This is a genomic window from Citrobacter sp. Cpo069, assembly GCF_030332785.1.
Lineage (GTDB): Bacteria > Pseudomonadota > Gammaproteobacteria > Enterobacterales > Enterobacteriaceae > Citrobacter > Citrobacter portucalensis.
The window spans coordinates 349,392-368,138 of sequence record NZ_JAOWHD010000046.1 but is presented as its reverse complement, the minus strand read 5'-3'; the positions used below and the strand labels follow the sequence as shown (position 1 = coordinate 368,138).

At 54.1% G+C, this 18,747-nt stretch carries 14 protein-coding genes; 3 read left to right on the top strand and 11 right to left on the bottom strand.

The features are described from left to right. Nucleotides 1-12: 12 nt before the first annotated feature. The 6 genes from glgP to asd all read right to left on the bottom strand — a co-directional run bounded on the left by glgP (nucleotide 13) and on the right by asd (nucleotide 10,762). On the bottom strand, nucleotides 13-2,460 hold the full coding sequence (gene glgP, locus OGY08_RS11345; RefSeq protein ID WP_125362802.1) for a glycogen phosphorylase: 2,448 nt from the start codon (nucleotides 2,458-2,460) through the stop codon (nucleotides 13-15). A 19-nt stretch (nucleotides 2,461-2,479) separates the two neighbouring features. Next, entirely contained in the window at nucleotides 2,480-3,913 is a 1,434-nt protein-coding gene (gene glgA, locus OGY08_RS11340; protein ID WP_003827622.1) for a glycogen synthase GlgA, read from the bottom strand. Further along, on the bottom strand, nucleotides 3,913-5,208 hold the full coding sequence (glgC, locus tag OGY08_RS11335) for a glucose-1-phosphate adenylyltransferase (protein ID WP_003827621.1): 1,296 nt from the start codon (nucleotides 5,206-5,208) through the stop codon (nucleotides 3,913-3,915). The genes glgA and glgC overlap by 1 nt, the downstream gene beginning before the upstream one ends. A 14-nt stretch (nucleotides 5,209-5,222) precedes the next feature. Then, on the bottom strand, nucleotides 5,223-7,199 hold the full coding sequence (gene glgX, locus OGY08_RS11330; protein WP_153687786.1) for a glycogen debranching protein GlgX: 1,977 nt from the start codon (nucleotides 7,197-7,199) through the stop codon (nucleotides 5,223-5,225). Continuing rightward, nucleotides 7,199-9,382: a 1,4-alpha-glucan branching enzyme gene (gene glgB / locus OGY08_RS11325; protein ID WP_219013508.1), complete on the bottom strand. Its 2,184-nt coding sequence runs from the start codon at nucleotides 9,380-9,382 to the stop codon at nucleotides 7,199-7,201. The genes glgX and glgB overlap by 1 nt, the downstream gene beginning before the upstream one ends. Before the next feature lie 273 nt (nucleotides 9,383-9,655). Further along, nucleotides 9,656-10,762, bottom strand: a complete 1,107-nt coding sequence (asd, locus tag OGY08_RS11320) for an aspartate-semialdehyde dehydrogenase (protein WP_003827614.1) — start codon at nucleotides 10,760-10,762, stop codon at nucleotides 9,656-9,658. A 190-nt stretch (nucleotides 10,763-10,952) separates the two neighbouring features. On the opposite strand from asd, the gene yhgN reads away from it, so the two are divergent. After that, a complete protein-coding gene (yhgN, locus tag OGY08_RS11315; protein ID WP_003023480.1) occupies nucleotides 10,953-11,546 on the top strand; it encodes an NAAT family transporter YhgN in 594 nt (197 codons plus the stop codon). 459 nt (nucleotides 11,547-12,005) lie between these two features. Next, nucleotides 12,006-12,452 (top strand): hypothetical protein, encoded by a 447-nt coding sequence (locus tag OGY08_RS11310; protein WP_008786350.1) that lies wholly within the window; start codon nucleotides 12,006-12,008, stop codon nucleotides 12,450-12,452. 95 nt (nucleotides 12,453-12,547) lie between these two features. Here the strand turns inward: OGY08_RS11310 and gntU are convergent, their stop codons facing one another. The 5 genes from gntU to OGY08_RS11285 form a co-directional block, all read right to left on the bottom strand. After that, nucleotides 12,548-13,888, bottom strand: coding sequence for a gluconate transporter (gene gntU / locus OGY08_RS11305; RefSeq protein WP_003827609.1), 1,341 nt, complete (start codon nucleotides 13,886-13,888; stop codon nucleotides 12,548-12,550). Further along, nucleotides 13,888-14,418 carry a gluconokinase gene (gene gntK, locus OGY08_RS11300; protein WP_003023475.1) on the bottom strand — a complete coding sequence of 177 codons (531 nt, stop codon included), beginning with the start codon at nucleotides 14,416-14,418 and terminating at the stop codon, nucleotides 13,888-13,890. Before gntK ends, gntU begins: the two co-directional genes overlap by 1 nt. A 141-nt stretch (nucleotides 14,419-14,559) precedes the next feature. Continuing rightward, a complete protein-coding gene (gntR, locus tag OGY08_RS11295; protein ID WP_008786351.1) occupies nucleotides 14,560-15,555 on the bottom strand; it encodes a gluconate operon transcriptional repressor GntR in 996 nt (331 codons plus the stop codon). A 368-nt stretch (nucleotides 15,556-15,923) separates the two neighbouring features. Continuing rightward, nucleotides 15,924-16,619, bottom strand: coding sequence for a quercetin 2,3-dioxygenase (gene yhhW, locus OGY08_RS11290; RefSeq protein ID WP_003023472.1), 696 nt, complete (start codon nucleotides 16,617-16,619; stop codon nucleotides 15,924-15,926). A gap of 123 nt (nucleotides 16,620-16,742) precedes the next feature. After that, complete coding sequence (locus OGY08_RS11285) at nucleotides 16,743-17,780, bottom strand: oxidoreductase (protein ID WP_125362799.1); 1,038 nt, start codon at nucleotides 17,778-17,780, stop codon at nucleotides 16,743-16,745. A gap of 470 nt (nucleotides 17,781-18,250) precedes the next feature. Between OGY08_RS11285 and yhhY the strand changes: the two genes are divergently transcribed. Next, complete coding sequence (gene yhhY, locus OGY08_RS11280) at nucleotides 18,251-18,739, top strand: N-acetyltransferase (protein ID WP_008786353.1); 489 nt, start codon at nucleotides 18,251-18,253, stop codon at nucleotides 18,737-18,739. Nucleotides 18,740-18,747: the final 8 nt, after the last annotated feature.

The window sequence follows — 18,747 nt, the reverse complement described above, 5'->3', positions numbered from 1 at the left end:
CGGCATCGTGTGTTACAACCGCACCGAATCAATATGCCAGATGTTTTCGGCGTACTCTTTGATCGTCCTGTCCGACGAGAAGTACCCCATGTTGGCAATATTAATCATCGACTTGGTGGTCCACTCTTCCGGGTGACGATACAGTTCATCAACCTTATCCTGGCAATCCACGTAGCTGCGATAATCCGCCAGAACCTGATAGTGGTCGCCAAAGTTAATCAGCGAATCCACCAGGTCGCGATAGCGTCCCGGCTCCTCAGGGCTGAATACGCCGCTGCCGATCTGCGTCAGCACCTGGTGCAGCTCTTCGTCTTTCTCGTAATACTCACGCGGCTTGTAGCCCTGGCTGCGTAAAGCCTCGACTTCTTCCGCCGTATTACCAAAGATAAAGATATTTTCTGCGCCCACATGCTCCAGCATCTCAACGTTGGCACCGTCCAGCGTCCCGATGGTCAGCGCACCGTTAAGAGCAAATTTCATATTACTGGTACCGGAGGCTTCGGTCCCGGCCAGAGAAATCTGCTCAGAAAGGTCGGCGGCAGGAATAATCACCTGCGCCAGGCTGACGCTGTAGTTGGGGATAAACACCACTTTCAGCTTGTCGCCAATTTGCGGATCGTTGTTGATCACTTTGGCGACGTCGTTGATCAGGTGAATGATGTGTTTCGCCATGTAATAAGCCGAAGCCGCTTTACCGGCGAAGATATTCACACGTGGTACCCACTCAGCATCAGGATCGGCCTTAATGCGATTGTAGCGGGTGATCACATGCAGCACGTTCATCAACTGGCGTTTGTATTCGTGAATACGCTTGATCTGCACATCAAACAGCGATTTCGGATTCACCACCACGTTCAACTGCTGGGCAATGAGCGTGGACAGACGCTTTTTGTTCTCCAGCTTCGCGCGGCGCACCGCCTGATTTACCAGTGGGTAATCGCAGTGCTGCTCAAGCTCGCTGAGCTGGCTGAGATCGGTTCGCCAGGTGCGGCCAATGTTCTCATCCAGCACTTCAGAGAGCGACGGGTTGGCCAGCGCCAGCCAGCGACGCGGCGTCACGCCGTTGGTGACGTTGCAGAAGCGAGTCGGGAAAATCTTCGCAAAATCAGCAAACAGCGACTGCACCATCAGGTTGGAGTGCAGCTCGGAAACGCCGTTAACCTTGTGGCTCACCACCACCGCCAGCCATGCCATACGCACACGACGGCCGTTAGATTCATCGATAATCGACGTCCGCCCCAGCAGAGCAGTATCGTTTGGATACTGTTCCTGCAACGTCTTCAGGAAGTAGTCGTTGATTTCAAAGATGATTTGCAGATGGCGCGGCAAAATTTTGCCCAGCATATCGACGGGCCAGGTCTCCAGCGCTTCGCTCATCAAAGTGTGGTTGGTATACGAGAAGACCTGGCAGCAGACCTCAAACGCATCGTCCCAACTGAACTTATGCTCATCGATCAGCAGTCGCATCAGCTCAGGGATCGACAGCACCGGATGGGTGTCGTTGAGGTGAATGGCGATTTTATCCGCCAGGTTGTCGTAGGTTTTGTGCAACTGGTAATGACGGCTCAGAATGTCCTGCACCGTGGAGGAGACCAGGAAATACTCCTGGCGCAACCGCAGTTCGCGTCCTGAATAGGTGGAGTCGTCCGGGTACAGTACGCGGGAGACGTTCTCGGAGTGGTTTTTATCTTCCACCGCCGCAAAGTAGTCGCCCTGGTTAAATTTACCGAGATTAATCTCGCTACTGGCCTGGGCATTCCACAGGCGCAGCGTGTTGGTGGCGTCGGTGTCGTAGCCGGGGATAATCTGGTCGTAGGCGACCGCGAGGATCTCTTCGGTTTCTATCCAGCGCGTTTTCTTGCCTTCCTGCTGAATGCGACCGCCAAAACGCACTTTGTAGCGCGTGTTGTGGCGTTTGAATTCCCACGGGTTACCGTATTCAAGCCAGTAGTCCGGCGACTCTTTCTGGCGGCCATCAACAATGTTCTGCTTGAACATACCGTAGTCATAACGAATACCGTAACCGCGTCCCGGCAGGCCCAGCGTTGCCAGTGAGTCCAGAAAGCAGGCCGCCAGGCGCCCGAGACCGCCATTGCCAAGACCTGGGTCGTTTTCTTCGTCGATCAGATCTTCAAGATCCAACCCCATACCTTCCAGCGCATTTTTGACATCGTCATAAATACCCAGCGATAACAGTGCATTGGAAAGCGTGCGGCCAATCAGAAACTCCATAGACAGGTAATAGACCTGACGAGTTTCCTGAGATAATTGCGCACGGTTAGAACGCAGCCAGCGCTCCACGAGACGGTCGCGCACCGCGAACAACGTGGCGTTCAGCCACTCATGTTTATTGGCAATGACCGGGTCCTTACCAATCGTGAACATCAGCTTATAGGCAATAGAATGCTTAAGTGCCTCTACGCTGAGTGTGGGCGATGCATAAGTAAATGGAGCATTCATATAGGTGATTCCTGGATATCTATTTCAAGCGATAGTAAAGCTCACGGTATGACTTCGCCGCGACTTGCCAGCTAAAATCCATGGTCATGGCCTGACGTTGTACAAACCGCCAAAGCGAAGGCCGGGACCACAATACGAAAGCACGCCGGATCGCGCGTAACAGCGACCAGGCATTACTATCTTCAAATACAAACCCACTGGCGATACCGTCCGCCAGGTTTTCCAGCGAACTGTCAGAGACTGTATCAGCCAGCCCACCGGTGCGCCGCACCAGCGGCAGCGTGCCGTACTTCAGTCCATACAACTGCGTTAAGCCACACGGCTCAAAACGGCTGGGAACCAATATCACATCGGCCCCACCCATGATGCGGTGCGAGAAGGCTTCGTGATAGCCGATCTGCACACCCACCTGTCCTGGATGTTCCGCCGCTGCGGCGAGGAATCCTTCCTGTAATACCGGATCGCCCGCGCCTAGCAATGCCAGCTGTCCACCCTGCTCTAACAACCCCGGCAGCGCTTCCAGCACCAGATCCAGCCCTTTTTGACTGGTCAGACGGCTCACCACGGCAAACAGCGGTACTTTATCGTTGACCTTAAGTCCCATCGCTATCTGAAGCTGACGTTTGTTTTCTGCCTTCTCCTCCAGCGTGTCGCGCGTATATCGCGATGCCAGCAGGAGATCGGTTTCCGGGCTCCAGATTTTTTCATCAACGCCGTTCAGCACACCGGAAAGACGGCCTTCACGATGACGCTGCTGCAACAGACCTTCCATGCCGTAGGCAAACTGCGGCTCGGTAATTTCCCGCGCGTAGGTCGGACTGACCGCCGTAATGTGGTCGGCGTAGTACAACCCTGCCTTCAGAAACGAAATCTGCCCGTTAAACTCCAGTCCGTGCACATTAAAGAACGACCATGGCAATTGGATGTCATCCATATGCTTTGCATAAAACATGCCTTGATACGCCAGGTTGTGGACGGTGAACACCGATTTCGCCGGATGGCCGCGCGCCGCCAGATACGCCGGGGCCAGACCCGCATGCCAGTCGTGCGCATGCACCACATCCGGGCGCCAGAATGGGTCAAGGCCACAGGCCATTTCACAGCCAACCCAGCCCAGCAATGCAAAACGCTGCACGTTATCGGTATACGCAAACAGGTTAGTGTCGTGATACGGGCTACCGGGGCGGTCATAGAGATGCGGCGCGTCAATCAGGTAAATACCCACGCCGTTGAAATGCCCGAACAGCAGCGTGATACGTCCGGCGAAGGTATCCCGACGCGTCACTACCTGCGCATCGGGAATGCCGCGACGAATATCAGGAAACGCCGGGAGCAACACGCGGGCATCCACGCCGTCCGCTATTTGCGCTGCGGGTAACGCCCCAATAACATCCGCCAGTCCCCCGGTTTTTAACAGGGGGAACATCTCTGAACAAACGTGTAAAACCTGCATTATCGCTCCTGTTTGATCTGCAGTTTGCGTAGCATTTCACGCGTGACCAGCACAATACCTTCCTCTGAACGGTAGAAACGACGCGCATCTTCTTCCGCGTTTTCACCAATCACCATGCCTTCGGGAATAACGCAGGCGCGGTCGATAATGCAACGACGTAAGCGGCACGAACGTCCCACCCACACTTCAGGTAACAACACTGCCGAATCAATGTTACAGAATGAATTCACCCGCACTCGCGGGAACAGAACGGACTGCACCACCACCGAACCTGAAATTATGCATCCGCCAGAAACCAGCGAGTTCAGCGTCATTCCGTGGCTGCCGGAACGGTCCTGAACAAATTTCGCCGGTGGCAGCGATTCCATGTGCGTACGGATTGGCCAGTCCTGGTCGTACATGTCCAGTTCAGGCGTCACCGAAGCCAGATCGAGGTTCGCCTTCCAGTAGGCTTCCAGCGTACCCACGTCACGCCAGTACGGCTCGGATTCCGGGTCAGACTGCACGCAGGACAACGGGAATGGATGTGCATACGCCATGCCAGCTTCGGTGATTTTCGGGATAATGTCTTTACCGAAATCGTGACTGGAGTTTTCATCGAGGTCATCTTCCGCCAGCAATTCATATAGATAATCGGCGTTGAAAACGTAGATCCCCATACTGGCAAGAGATTTGGTCGGGTCACCTGGCATAGCTGGCGGGTTGGCGGGTTTTTCAACGAACTCGATAATTTTATCGGTGTCGTCCACGTCCATTACGCCAAACGCGCTGGCCTCTTCAATAGGCACTGGCATACAGGCCACGGTGCAACGCGCGCCTTTCTCGACGTGGTCGATCAGCATGCGTGAGTAGTCCTGCTTGTAGATATGATCGCCCGCGAGGATCACCACATATTCCGCTTTATAGCGTCGAATGATGTCCAGGTTTTGGGTCACCGCATCCGCCGTACCGCGATACCAGTTTTCACCCTGCATTCTCTGCTGGGCAGGCAGCAGATCGACAAACTCGTTCATCTCTTCGCTAAAGAACGACCAGCCGCGCTGAATATGCTGCACCAGCGTGTGGGACTGGTACTGGGTGATCACGCCAATACGGCGGATCCCGGAGTTAATACAGTTGGATAAGGCAAAATCGATAATGCGGAACTTACCGCCAAAGTGCACAGCAGGTTTGGCACGTTTGTTGGTTAAATCTTTTAAGCGGGTACCGCGGCCACCGGCCAGGATCAGGGCAACAGATTTTAATGGCAGCTGGCGCGCCAACATTACACGATCGTTCTTCTCTAAACTCACCATGACTAACTCCTTTTTTATCTTCTCTGGAACACACACAGTCCGTGCGCAGGTCCCTGCCAGACAGCCGTAAGCACCGGATTATCCTCTCCGGCAAATGGGGGAACGGCGCACCATTCCCCTTCAGGTAAAACGATATCTGTCACCTCAAGCGTGGCATTTATTGCAATCAGAAAACGGTCTGAAAGCAGGATTTGCATCTGCCTCGGGCCGTTTTGCCACTCATCCGCACTTAAGGGTTGTGCGTACTTATTTAGCCAACGAACATTGCCATCGCCCTCTTCCCACCAGCGATCACCCGTCAGTGCAGGAATTTGCTGGCGAAGATGGATCAGGGCAGCGGTAAATGTGGTTAGTCCGCTGTTTGCCTGCTGCCAGTCCAGCCAGGTCAGGGCGTTATCCTGGCAGTAAGCGTTATTGTTGCCGTGCTGGCTATGACCATGCTCATCGCCCGCCAGCAACATCGGCGTCCCCTGGGAGAGCAACAGCGTGGATAACAGCGCATGAATGCTGTCGCGCCGCCGCTCAATCAGGTCCAGCGTGCCGCCTAATCCTTCTTTACCATGATTGTCGCTGTAGTTATTGCTAGTGCCGTCGCGATTTTCCTCACCATTCGCTTCATTGTGCTTATTTGTGAAGCACACACAGTCGCGTAGCGTAAAACCGTCGTGCGCAGTCACCAGATTGACCGTCGCGCTGGGTTTGCGACCATCGCGTTTAAACACGTCGCTTGATGCGGCAAAACGCCCGGCAAACTCACCCAACGAGAGATTACGCTGGAGCCAGAAGCGTCGGGTCGCATCGCGGAAATGGTCATTCCACTCGGCAAACGGCGGGGGAAAATTCCCCACCTGATACCCGCCTTCACCAATATCCCACGGTTCCGCAATCAGCTTAACGCGTGAGAGCAGCGGACAGTTTTGGATCGCGGTAAACAGTGGCGCATCCTGACGAAACGCAGGTGTACGCCCCATGACGGAAGCCAAATCAAAACGAAAACCATCCACATGGCAGGTTTCAACCCAGTACCGCAGGCATTCACATGCGTATTCCACAACGCCTGGATGGCTCAGATTGAGGGTGTTCCCACAACCGGTCCAGTTGTAGTAATCACCATCGTCCCTGATCCAATAATAGCTACGGTTATCAATTCCGCGCAGCGAGAAGACGGGGCCTTCGAGATCCAGTTCGGCGCTGTGGTTCAAAACGATATCGAGAATGACCTCAATCCCCGCTTTGTGCAGCGCTTTTACCGCGTCGCGAAACTCATCAAGCGCACTCTCCGGCGAACAGGCATAGGCCGGATGCAGTGCAAACATCGCTACCGGGTTGTAGCCCCAATAGTTCGACAGCCCCAGCCGCTGAAGCCGTGGTTCGCTGGCAAAATGCGCCACCGGCAGCAGCTCCAGCGCGGTAATGCCGAGGCGCTTGAAGTAATCGATCATCACTGGATGGCCCAGCGCTTTGTAGGTTCCGCGAATCTCTTCCGGCAGCTCAGGATGCAAATACGTCAACCCTTTGACATGCGCTTCGTAAATCACGGTATTGCCCCACGGCGTGCGCGGCGGGGTATCATCCTCCCAGTCATAATGATCGGACACCACCACGCCCTTCAGCGCGATGGTGGCATTATCATGATGATCCGGTTCATTTAGCCCACCGTGCAGCAGCGGGTTATCTTTTAACTCGCCATCCACCCGACGGGCGCAAGGGTCAAGCAGCAGCTTGGCCGGATTAAACCGGTGGCCCTGCTGCGGTTGCCATGGGCCATGAACACGATAGCCATAGCGCAGACCGGGCCGGGCGTTGGCCAGATAGCCGTGCCAGACATCACCGCTACGCCCCGGCAGGTCATAGCGAAGTTCGCACCCTTGCTCATCGAATACGCATAATTCAACGCGTTCAGCATGGGCCGAGAAGAGTGTGAAATTGACACCATGGCCGTCATACGTTGCACCATGGGGGGTGGCGTTGCCGGTTGCCAGTTGCGTCATTACCCCTCCCTGACCAGCCAGATCGTTGCCAACGGCGGTAACGTGAGGCTCAGTGAGTGCTGACGACCATGGCTGGCGATTTCATCGCTGTGCACCGCACCGCCGTTGCCGGTATTGCTACCGTGGTAATGCATCGAGTCGGTATTGAGGATCTCACGCCATTTGCCTGGCTGATTGATACCGAAGCGATAGCCGTGGCGGGGCACAGGCGTAAAGTTACTGACCACGATGATTTCATTGCCGACCTTGTCACGACGCACGAAAGCCAGCACCGAACGTTCGTTGTCATCCACCACCAGCCATTCAAAACCATAGGCGTCAAAGTCGAGCTCGTGCAGCGCTTTGTGATGACGGTAGGTGTGGTTCAGATCGCGCACCAGACGCTGTACGCCGTGGTGCCAGTTATCGCCACCTTCCAGCAGGTGCCAGTCGAGGCTGGCGTCATGGTTCCATTCACGTCCCTGCGCAAACTCGTTGCCCATAAACAGCAGTTTTTTGCCCGGGAAGGCCCACATCCAGCCGTAGTAGGCGCGCAGGTTGGCAAACTTCTGCCATGCGTCTCCCGGCATGCGATCGAGAATGGATTTTTTACCGTGTACCACTTCATCATGCGACAGCGGCAGGACGAAGTTTTCGGTGTAGTTGTACAGCATGCCGAAGGTCAGCTTGTCGTGATGGTACTGACGATGAATCGGGTCCAGCTTCATGTAGTCCAGCGTGTCGTGCATCCAGCCGAGGTTCCACTTATACCAGAACCCTAAACCGCCCATATCCTGTGGTCTTGAAACGCCGGCAAAGTCGGTGGACTCTTCCGCCATACTCACCGCACCAGGCACCTGCTCGCCAAGAATGCGGTTGGTATTGCGCAAAAATTCAATGGCTTCGAGGTTTTCACGACCACCAAATTCGTTTGGGATCCATTCCCCTTCTTTGCGGCTGTAGTCGCGATAAATCATCGACGCCACGGCATCCACGCGCAACGCGTCGATCCCAAAACGTTCAATCCAGTACAGAGCATTACCCACCAGGTAGTTGCTGACTTCACGGCGACCGTAGTTGTAGATCAGCGTGTTCCAGTCCTGGTGATATCCTTCGCGCGGGTCGCTGTGCTCATACAGGTTGGTGCCATCAAACTCTGCCAAACCAAAGTCGTCCGATGGGAAATGGCCCGGCACCCAGTCGAGAATGACGTTCAGCCCCGCCTGATGCGCAGCATTCACGAAATAGCGGAAATCATCGCGCGTCCCGAAGCGACGGGTCGGCGCATACATGCCGGTAGGCTGGTAGCCCCAGCTACCGTCGAACGGATGCTCGTTAATCGGCAACAGTTCGAGGTGGGTAAAGCCCATCCATTTGGCGTACGGCACCAACTGATCCGCCAGCTCGCGGTAGCTCAGCCAGAAGTTGTTATCGGTATGACGACGCCATGACCCCAAGTGAACTTCATAGATAGAGATCGGTGCATCAAACTGGTTGGCTTTTTTGCGCGCCTCGTTTTGCACTACTTTTTCCGGCAGACCACAGATAAGCGACGCGGTTTCCGGGCGCATTTGCGCTTCGAAGGCGTAAGGGTCCGCTTTGATTCGCAGCTTACCGTTCGCATCGATCATCTCGTATTTATACAGCTGACCATGCTGCGCGCCGGGGATAAACAGCTCCCAGATACCGCTTTCTTTGCGCAGGCGCATTGGGTGGCGACGACCATCCCAGTAGTTGAACTGCCCAACCACTGACACGCGTTGAGCGTTAGGCGCCCAGACTGAGAAGCGCGTACCGGTTACGCCATCCATGGTATCCGCATGCGCACCCAGCGTTTCGTAAGGTCGCAGATGCGTACCTTCAGATAACAGCCAGGCATCCATATCCTGGATCAGCGGGCCAAAACGATAAGGGTCATCAATCAGATTCTGCTGTCCATGCCAGACAACGGCCAGCTGATAGCGAAAGAAATTTTTACGGCGGGGAAGTACTGCACAGAAAAAACCGCGAGAGTCGAGGCAATCCAGCTTGCCGACTTTGCGTCCGGTTTTGGGTTCGATTACCCACACTTCGGTGGCGTCAGGTAATAGGGCGCGGACTTCAAGTCCAGCATCAGTTTGGTGCATACCGAGTACGGAAAAAGGATCCGCAAAATGGCCTGCAATTAGCGCATTAATCACGTCTCTATCGATACGAACGGACATGGTTGTCATCCTGTTTTATGGCGTCACCCCTTCCAACTGATTTTCGACATCAGGTAGTGACACTTTTTTTGACCTGAACGGCGCAGCACAATTGTGCATCCTCTCTGCGTCGTCCCACCTTCAGGCAACAACTTAATACCTCCGGTACTAAGTCACCCTTAAAGAATAGCCAATGCTTTATCTTACTCCTGGTAAAAAATGAAACATCTGCGCTTACTCCTGTATTACGCAAAAAAAGGGGTGATTCCTCACCCCTTGATCGTTAACAAACTATTACGCCAATTGGCGCAGCATACGGCGCAATGGCTCCGCAGCACCCCACAGCAACTGGTCGCCCACGGTAAAGGCTGACAGGAACTCCGGTCCCATGTTCAGCTTACGCAGACGGCCTACTGGCGTGGTCAGCGTGCCGGTAACGGCCGCCGGGGTTAACTCACGCATGGTGATATCCCGATCGTTTGGTACAACTTTGGCCCACGGATTGTGCGCCGCCAGCAGTTCTTCCACGGTCGGAATAGACACATCTTTTTTCAGTTTAATGGTGAACGCCTGGCTGTGGCAGCGCAGCGCGCCGACGCGCACGCACAGACCATCAACCGGGATCACGGAAGACGTGTTGAGAATTTTGTTGGTTTCCGCCTGTCCCTTCCACTCTTCACGGCTCTGACCGTTATCGAGCTGTTTGTCGATCCACGGAATCAGGCTACCGGCCAGCGGTACGCCAAAGTTATCAACCGGCAGTTCGCCGCTGCGGGACAGGGTCGTCACTTTACGTTCGATGTCGAGAATAGCAGAGGAAGGGGTCGCCAGTTCCTCGGCCACATGGCCATACAGATGACCCATCTGAGACAGCAGTTCACGCATATGGCGCGCGCCGCCGCCGGAAGCCGCCTGATAGGTCGCCACGGAAACCCAGTCAACCAGGTCATTGGCAAACAGGCCACCGAGGGACATCAGCATCAGGCTAACGGTACAGTTGCCGCCGACAAAGGTCTTAATACCTTTGTTCAGGCCGTCGGTGATGACATCCTGGTTAACCGGATCGAGAATAATGATGGCATCGTCTTTCATACGCAGCGAAGAGGCTGCGTCAATCCAGTAACCCTGCCAACCGCTTTCACGAAGCTTTGGATAGATTTCGTTGGTATAATCGCCGCCCTGACAGGTCACGATGATATCGAGCGCCTTCAGCGCATCCAGATCAAAAGCGTCCTGAAGTGTGCCGGTCGCGGTGCCACCGAACGTCGGTGCCGCCTGCCCAAGCTGGGAAGTAGAAAAGAAAACAGGGCGAATGGCGTCGAAGTCACGCTCCTCAACCATGCGTTGCATGAGAACAGAGCCGACCATACCGCGCCAGCCGATAAAACCAACATTTTTCATAGCGTTTTTTCCTGCAGAGATGTGTGCTGTGTATGCTAACCAGTATCCTACTGGCCTATCCTTCACCATACAAAAAGCAGCCAAAGTCGCAAGTGAAATTAATCAATGATAGCGAAGCCATCAGTAATGCGACTTATCCCGCTGCGCAAGCAAGCAGAAAGTCCGCAGTAATTATCAGGGAATTTGAGTTATGAATGAAATCATTTCAGCGGCAGTTTTATTGATCCTGATTATGGATCCGCTCGGAAATCTGCCCATTTTCATGTCCGTATTGAAACATACCGAACCAAAACGTCGCCGCGCGATTATGATTCGCGAGCTGTTTATTGCGCTGTTGGTGATGCTGATATTCCTGTTTGCGGGCGAGAAAATTCTGGCATTTCTTAACCTGCGTGCAGAAACCGTATCGATCTCCGGGGGCATCATTTTGTTCCTGATCGCCATTAAGATGATTTTCCCCAGCGCCACCGGGAATAGCACCGGGCTTCCGGCTGGTGAAGAGCCGTTTATCGTACCGCTGGCGATTCCGCTGGTCGCCGGTCCGACAATCCTGGCCTCATTAATGCTGTTGTCGCATCAGTATCCAAACCAGATGGGGCATCTGGTGATTGCGCTGCTGATCGCCTGGGGCGGTACATTCGTGATTTTGCTGCAGTCTTCGCTGTTTTTACGTCTGCTGGGAGAGAAAGGGGTTAACGCGCTGGAGCGCCTGATGGGGCTGATTCTGGTGATGATGGCAACCCAGATGTTCCTCGACGGTGTAAGGATGTGGATGAAGGGGTGAAACACTCATTTTACGCCGGGTGGCGGCTTCGCCTTACCCGGCCTACGGTGTTGATATATGCTCGTGTGTAGGCCCGGTAAGCGCTAGCACCACCGGACAATCAGCGCCGTGAATGTGTTTGTGAGAAACACCTCAATCATTTAAGTCTCTGAAAAAGCGTATTTTCATTTCTGCGAAGCGCCTTCCGGAATGCCCCCTTGTCAGCATCGCGGATTAGCATTATCTTCTCGCTGCACCTGCAAAATCAGGTGCCAGAATTAGCCTTCTGAACTCCTTCATCGGTGACGCAAGTATTTTTGTGTCGCACGCTTAGGTACACTCCAATGGTGGACCGGGCGGGGGCGTCGCAAGACGCGCCGGTATCCGATGAGGCCGGTAAGGCTAACCCTGTTCGGCTCCACCTCCAGTGAGATTAGCCTCTCCAGTGGTGGATGAAAATCACTCATCGGAGGCTGCCCTATGGCAACGACCCCTCTCTTTTCACACTCTTTATTTACCCTGCCCTTTAGCCATGCCACGGACTTCACCGAGTTGGCGGATAACTGTGAGCGTTTTGTCGAAGGGCTTGTTGAATGTCATGACCCGGTTGAAAAACTGGCGATGTGCGCGCGCCTGTCGGCCTGTCTGGCACTATTGCAACCAACCTTAACGGAGCCTGTACCGCAGCATCTACAGGCCAGCCTGACGGTAGAAACCTTACCGACCCGCACTCCCCTCTTTGAACCCGAACCAGATCAGATGGGGCGTTACTGCCAGCTTTTAACGCATTTGCTGATGAGCAAAACGCTTTCTGATGATATGGAGCGGGTGGCGGGTGATTTGCTGCAGGATTTGGTGGATTATTTCGCCGACACACTGAAAGCGCCGCGCTGGTTGAAAACCGAGGATGGGGTGATGGTGCTGTAAAAAAGCCGGGTGGCGGCTTCGCCTTACCCGGCCTACGGTGTCGATATGTGCTCGTTTCCAGGCCCGGTAAGCGCAAGCGCCACCGGGCAATGCCATCAGCTCAACAGCTGGAAGGCAATCATACCGACAATCGCGCCGACCGTACCGAGGATGGTTTCCATCATCGTCCAGGTCTTCAGAGTTTGCGCTTCAGTCGCACCGGTAAATTTACCGAACAACCAGAAACCAGCGTCGTTAACGTGGCTGACCACGATAGAGCCGCCCGCGATACAGATAGACAGCGCCGCCATCTGGGCACCGGAGTAGTTCAGTTGCTCAATCACCGGCATCACCAGACCGACCGCCGTTAAGCAGGCCACTGTCGCGGACCCCTGAATGATACGCACCGCCGCCGCCAGCACGAAGCAGGTGATAGCGATCGGCAAGCCCATACCGGTTAACGCTTCGCCCAGTGCAGGACCAACGCCGGAATCTACCAGTACCTGTTTGAACACGCCGCCCGCACCAATCACCAGCAGAATAATCCCCGCTGGCTGAAGCGCATGGCCGCAGATTTCCATCACGCGGTCTTTTGGCATGCCCTGGCGCACCGCCAGACCATAAATCGCCACCAGACAGGCAACCAGAATCGCGGTAAACGGATGACCGATAAACTCGAACCATTCGTAGGTTGAAGAACCGACCGGAACAAAGCGTGCAGCGATGGTTTTCAGACCAACCAGCACCAGCGGCAGCAGGATAAGCGATAAGCTGAAGCCAAAGGAGGGCATTTTGCCTTCGCCCAGATGCGGCTCGGTAATGTCTTCCGGTACGTGCAGCTCAACGTAACGGCTGATGAAGTTACCCCACAGCGGCCCGGCGATAATCATGCCCGGAATCGCGGCGCACAGGCCAATCAGGATCATCCAGCCAAAGTCGGCGTGCATCTGAGAGGCCAGCAGCATCGGCGCAGGCCCCGGCAGCAGGAACGCTGCGGCAGCCGCCACGCCCGCAAACAGCGGAATGACCAACTTAACCAGGTTAGTACCGGTATGGCGCGCCATTGAGAACGCTACGCTAATCAGCAGCACAATCGCCACCTCAAAGAACAGCGGCAGCGCGCAAATCAGACCGGCCAGGCCAATCGCGTAATGTGCGCGGCTATGACCGAAGGATTTCAGCATTTTGACGGCAATCTGATCGACCGCGCCGGTCTCATGCAAAATCTTGCCGAACATCGCCCCCAGCGCCACCACAATCGCCAGGAAACCGAGCGTGCCTCCCATCCCTTTTTCCATGGTCGCCGCGATTTTATCGAGCGGCATACCGGAAAAGAGACCTGCACCAATGGATACCACCATCAAAGCAACGAAGGCGTGCATACGCGCCTTCATCACTAAAAACAGCAGTAATAAAACGGACCCTACTGCTGTTAAAACAAGCGTTAATGTGCTCACTACTTACTACCTTGGTTAATAACCTCAATGGTGCTGGCGACCACACCGTCCAGTGGTTGATCGATATCGACCACCAGTACATCGTTTTCATTCGCACCCGGTTCTTCCAGCGCTTCAAACTGGGTAACCAGCATCTGCGTTTTGAAGAAGTGGCCTTTACGCGCCTTCAGACGGCTTTCAATAACGTCAAAATCCCCTTTCAGATAAATGAAAGAGAGGTTCGGGTTACCGTCGCGCAACTGGTCACGGTAGACTTTTTTCAAGGCAGAACAGACGATCAGCGAAACTTTATTGGTACGCTGCATCGCGAAGGCGGCGTCATTCAGCGCCTGTAACCACGGTTTACGGTCGTCATCGTTAAGTGGCTCACCGGAAGCCATTTTCATGATGTTGCTGCGCGGATGGAGAAAATCGCCATCAAGAAACGCGGCCTGCAGTTGATGCGCCACTTCGCTGGCGACAGCAGATTTACCGCTGCCCGATACGCCCATCAGAACGTAAACGTGGTGATCATGATTAGTCGTGCTCAAAGCGTTGCCCCCACTGGTACAAGAATCAGGAAATTGTTACGGGTAACTGTTATCGGTAACATTGTCCAGCCGGATAAATAGAGAAGCAATATCCATTCGTGCTCGAAGTGTATAAGTGTGAGCTACTTCAAACTTGTTGGCTTAAATAGATCCGCCCGGTGACAAGGTGAAACCTAAATCTAACATTTTAGGCGTGACTGCTTCACCACGAATGCGCGCCAGCAGGCGTTCTGCGCCAATGCTGCCCATCCGTTCACGTGGCGTGAGCACACTCGCCAGACGCGGCTCCATCACCTGCCCGATGTCGTGACCGTGGAATCCGGCAATCGCCATGTCATCCGGGATTTTCAGCCCTAAACGCTGGCATTCGAAGGCCGCCCCTACCGCCAGGTCATCGTTGGTACAGAAAACGCCGTCGAGCTGCGGGTATTCACGCCGCGCCTGACGGATGAGTTCAATACCGGAGGAGTAGGAAGAAGACTGTTCGACCATCACGCTGTATGGCACCAGGTTGGCATCGCGCATTGCCTGCTCGTAGCCTCTCTGTTTGATGATAGTACGCTCATCAAGACGTGCGCCAAGATAGGCTACATGACGGTGCCCGCGGGCGATAATAGCGGCAGTCATCTGACGCGCGGCTTCGAAGTTGTCGAAACCGACGGCGATATCCAGACACGGAGACTGGCTGTCCATCAGCTCAACCACCGGGATACCGGCAACTTCAATCATTTTCAGCGTACGGGGCGTATGGCTACGTTCGGTGAGGATCAGGCCATCGATATTCCACGACAGCATCGATTCCAGGCGCTCTTGTTCCATCTCAGGCTTATAGCCGTAGTGCGCGAGCATAGTTTGATAACCATGGGCGTCGGTGACGGCCTCAATGCCGCGTAGCACTTCAGCAAAAACCTGGTTAGTGAGAGACGGTAACAGCACGCCGATAGCGCGGCTGGTGGCGTTAGAAAGGATATCAGGAGCGCGATTGGGAATATAACCCAGCTCATCAAGTGCAGCGGCAATTTTGCCCCGCAGCGCCACGGAGACCTGCTCCGGGTTACGCAAAAAGCGACTGACCGTCATTTTGGTCACGCCCACGCGGTCGGCTACATCCTGAAGTACGGGTCTTTTCTTTTTCATCGTCCTGAAGCGTTAAAAAGGGATAGATTCCCCCAGTTTACCACGGACGTGCGTGAACCTTTGCAGAGAAAAAAAGGAGTTTTTATTGTGATAAATACACAAAATCATTCGAGTTGCATCAAGGCGGCGACGCAGTGACAAATTCGTCAGGAACGAATTTGAACAACCGAAGGTTGCCTCTGGTGAGGGACAAGGATGTCCCTCATTAAATCCCCGGGAGCGTACATTAAGTACGCGACCGGGGTGAGCGACAAATCTGCCGGGAGCAGATTTGAACGCTGCATACAGCGGCCCCGAAGGGGCGAGGCCTATGGATGGGCCGAGTAATAAAGCCAACACAGATGCGGCTTGAAGGATGACGTGTATTTTTAGACTGGCGGCAGGTCAAACAGTAACACTTCACTGTCGCTGTCGGCATGAATAGAAATTGCCTGTTCATCCCAGATTGCCAGACCGTCGCTGGTGGTCGCTTTGGTGCCGTTAATCGTCACGTTGCCTTTTACCACCTGGATCCAAACGCGGCGTTCCGCGGCAATCTGATGCACCGACTGCTCATCTTTGACCAGCGCCCAACGGTACAGCTCCATATCCTGGTACACTTTCAGTGAACCATCACGGGCATCCGGCGACAGCACCAGTTGTTTACCCTGAGCGGCATCGAAACGACGCTGTTCATAGCGCGGAGTAATACCGTTCTCCTGCGGCATGATCCAGATCTGATACAGATGCAGCTTCTCAGTATTGCTCGGGTTGTACTCCGAGTGACGGATCCCCGTCCCGGCGCTCATAATCTGAAACTCACCGGCCGGAACCTGCTCTTTGTTGCCCATGCTGTCCTGATGCTCCACCGCGCCTTCCAGCACGTAGGTCAGGATTTCCATGTCTTTATGGGGGTGAGTACCAAATCCCTGACCTGCATCGATCACGTCATCGTTAATCACGCGCAGTGCCGAGAACCCCATAAAGTTCGGGTCATAGTAGTTGGCAAAAGAGAAGGTATGCCATGAATCAAGCCAGCCATGATTAGCGTGGCCACGGTCGTTAGCTTTGCGTAAGTAGATCATTGTGTTCACCCCCAGATGTTTTCGATGGAGTAAGTGTGGACTCAATCCGTCTGGGATCATAGAGGGTGAAAATTGACTCCTCTGTTCAAAAAATATGAACAAGCCCAGAGGAGTATGTGCAGGCTATTTGGCGAGGGTTATCGTGGCAGGCGTTGCCTGTTCAAAGGCGCGTTCGAGGATCTCCAGGTTGGTAAGAACTTCAGATTCCTTGACGTAATTAGGCGCACCGGTGGTCAGCGTCTGGTACAGCGCGTCATACACGCGACCGTAATCCCCCACTTCCGGCTTTACCTCTTCTTTTACCGTGATGCCGTCATCGTTGACGTACTCTAGCATCCCAATGGAATCATCAGCAGCGAAACCTGGCTCACCCGGCATGATATTGGCCTTCAGGCTGCTTTCCTGCTGGTCGATGCCGTACTTCACAAACGAGCCTTTGGTGCCATGGACGATAAACTTCGGATAGTCGATTTTCACCAGATGACTGGTTTTAACAATGGCTTTCAGGTCGCCGTAAAACAGCTGCGCTTCAAAGGTATCGTCCGGGTTCGCTTTGTTGCGCAGACTGCGAATGTCATAGGCTACATGGTCAGGACGTCCGAACAGCGAGATAATTTGATCCATGGTGTGTACGCCCAGACCATAAAACGCGCCGTCCTGCGGCAGTCCCGGCTTGGTTTCTGCTTCAGGACGGTAGTAATCGAAATGGCTTTCAACCTCAACAATCTTGCCGAGCTTGCCGCTCTCAATGGCTTTTTTCGCGGTGAGGAAGCAGGAGTCAAAACGGCGATTCTGATACGGCGTAACGGTCAGTCCTTTGCTTCGCGCCAGTTCGAACAGCTCTTTTGCTTGCGCAAGCGTCGGCGTGAAGGGTTTCTCAACCAGCACATTTTTACCCGCTTCCAGCGCGCGTTTAGCATATTCAAAATGGCTGTCAGCATGGGTACAGACGATCACCAGTTTCACCTGCGGATCGTTTAAGATCTCGTCGAGGTCGCTGGTGAAGTGAATATGCGAATACTGCGGCGCCTGCTCTTCCGGCCTGGCGTTGCGGCGGAAAATGTGCGCGACGTGCCAGCTATTTTTGCGGTTGAGGACGTACGGCAAATGGTAGCGGGTGGTGCTTTTACCAAAACCAATAAATGCGCAGTGTAAGGTCATGAGACGATCCTTTTGAAGGTGATTGTCTACACCATAGCGCAAAGCGGCTGGAGACTGAATCCATCCTGTCATCGTGCCGGATGCGGCGTTGCCTTATCCGGCCTACCGCATTATACAGCCAAAAGATCGGGCGTAAGTGGCGTAGGCAGATTATTCACGGCCTGCGCGCAGCAACCGGAGCGTACACAGAGTACGTGAGGATTGCGAGCACAGCCCGGGATTAAGCTGGCAAGCAAACTAGCCCGAAACCCAGCCAAAAAAAAAGCCAGCAAAAGCTGGCTAAAGTAATACTGGAAGCAATGTGAGCAATGTCGTGCTTTCAGGTTCTCCGTAGGGGTTCCCCTGAACGCAGAGCAATAATAATCATTCTCATTCGCACTTGTCTACTTCTTTTTGCAAAAAAATGCAGTTGACGGATTTTTCTTTCTCAGCGAGTGTAAATGCACAATTAACCCTGCAGGAGATAAGGAATGAGTGAGATAGTGATACGCCACGCTGAACCGAAAGATTACGACGCAATTCGTCAGATCCACGCCCAGCCGGAGGTGTACCACAACACGCTACAGGTTCCTCATCCTTCTCTCGAAATGTGGCAAGCGCGGCTAACCGAGCAAGCCGGTGTCAAACAGCTGGTTGCCTGCATTGATGATATCGTCGTGGGGCATCTCTGTATTGAGGTCGCGCAGCGCCCGCGCCGCAGCCACGTGGCCGATTTTGGTATCTGCGTGGATGGCAGGTGGCACAATCGTGGCGTTGCCAGCGCGCTGATTCGTACGATGATCGACATGTGCGACAACTGGCTGCGCGTCGAGCGCATTGAGCTGACAGTATTTGTTGATAATGAGCCTGCTGTAGCAGTCTATAAGAAGTACGGCTTTGAAATCGAAGGCACCGGTAAGAAATACGGCCTGCGCAACGGTGAGTATGTTGATGCCTACTTTATGGCACGCGTGAAATAAATTTAAGG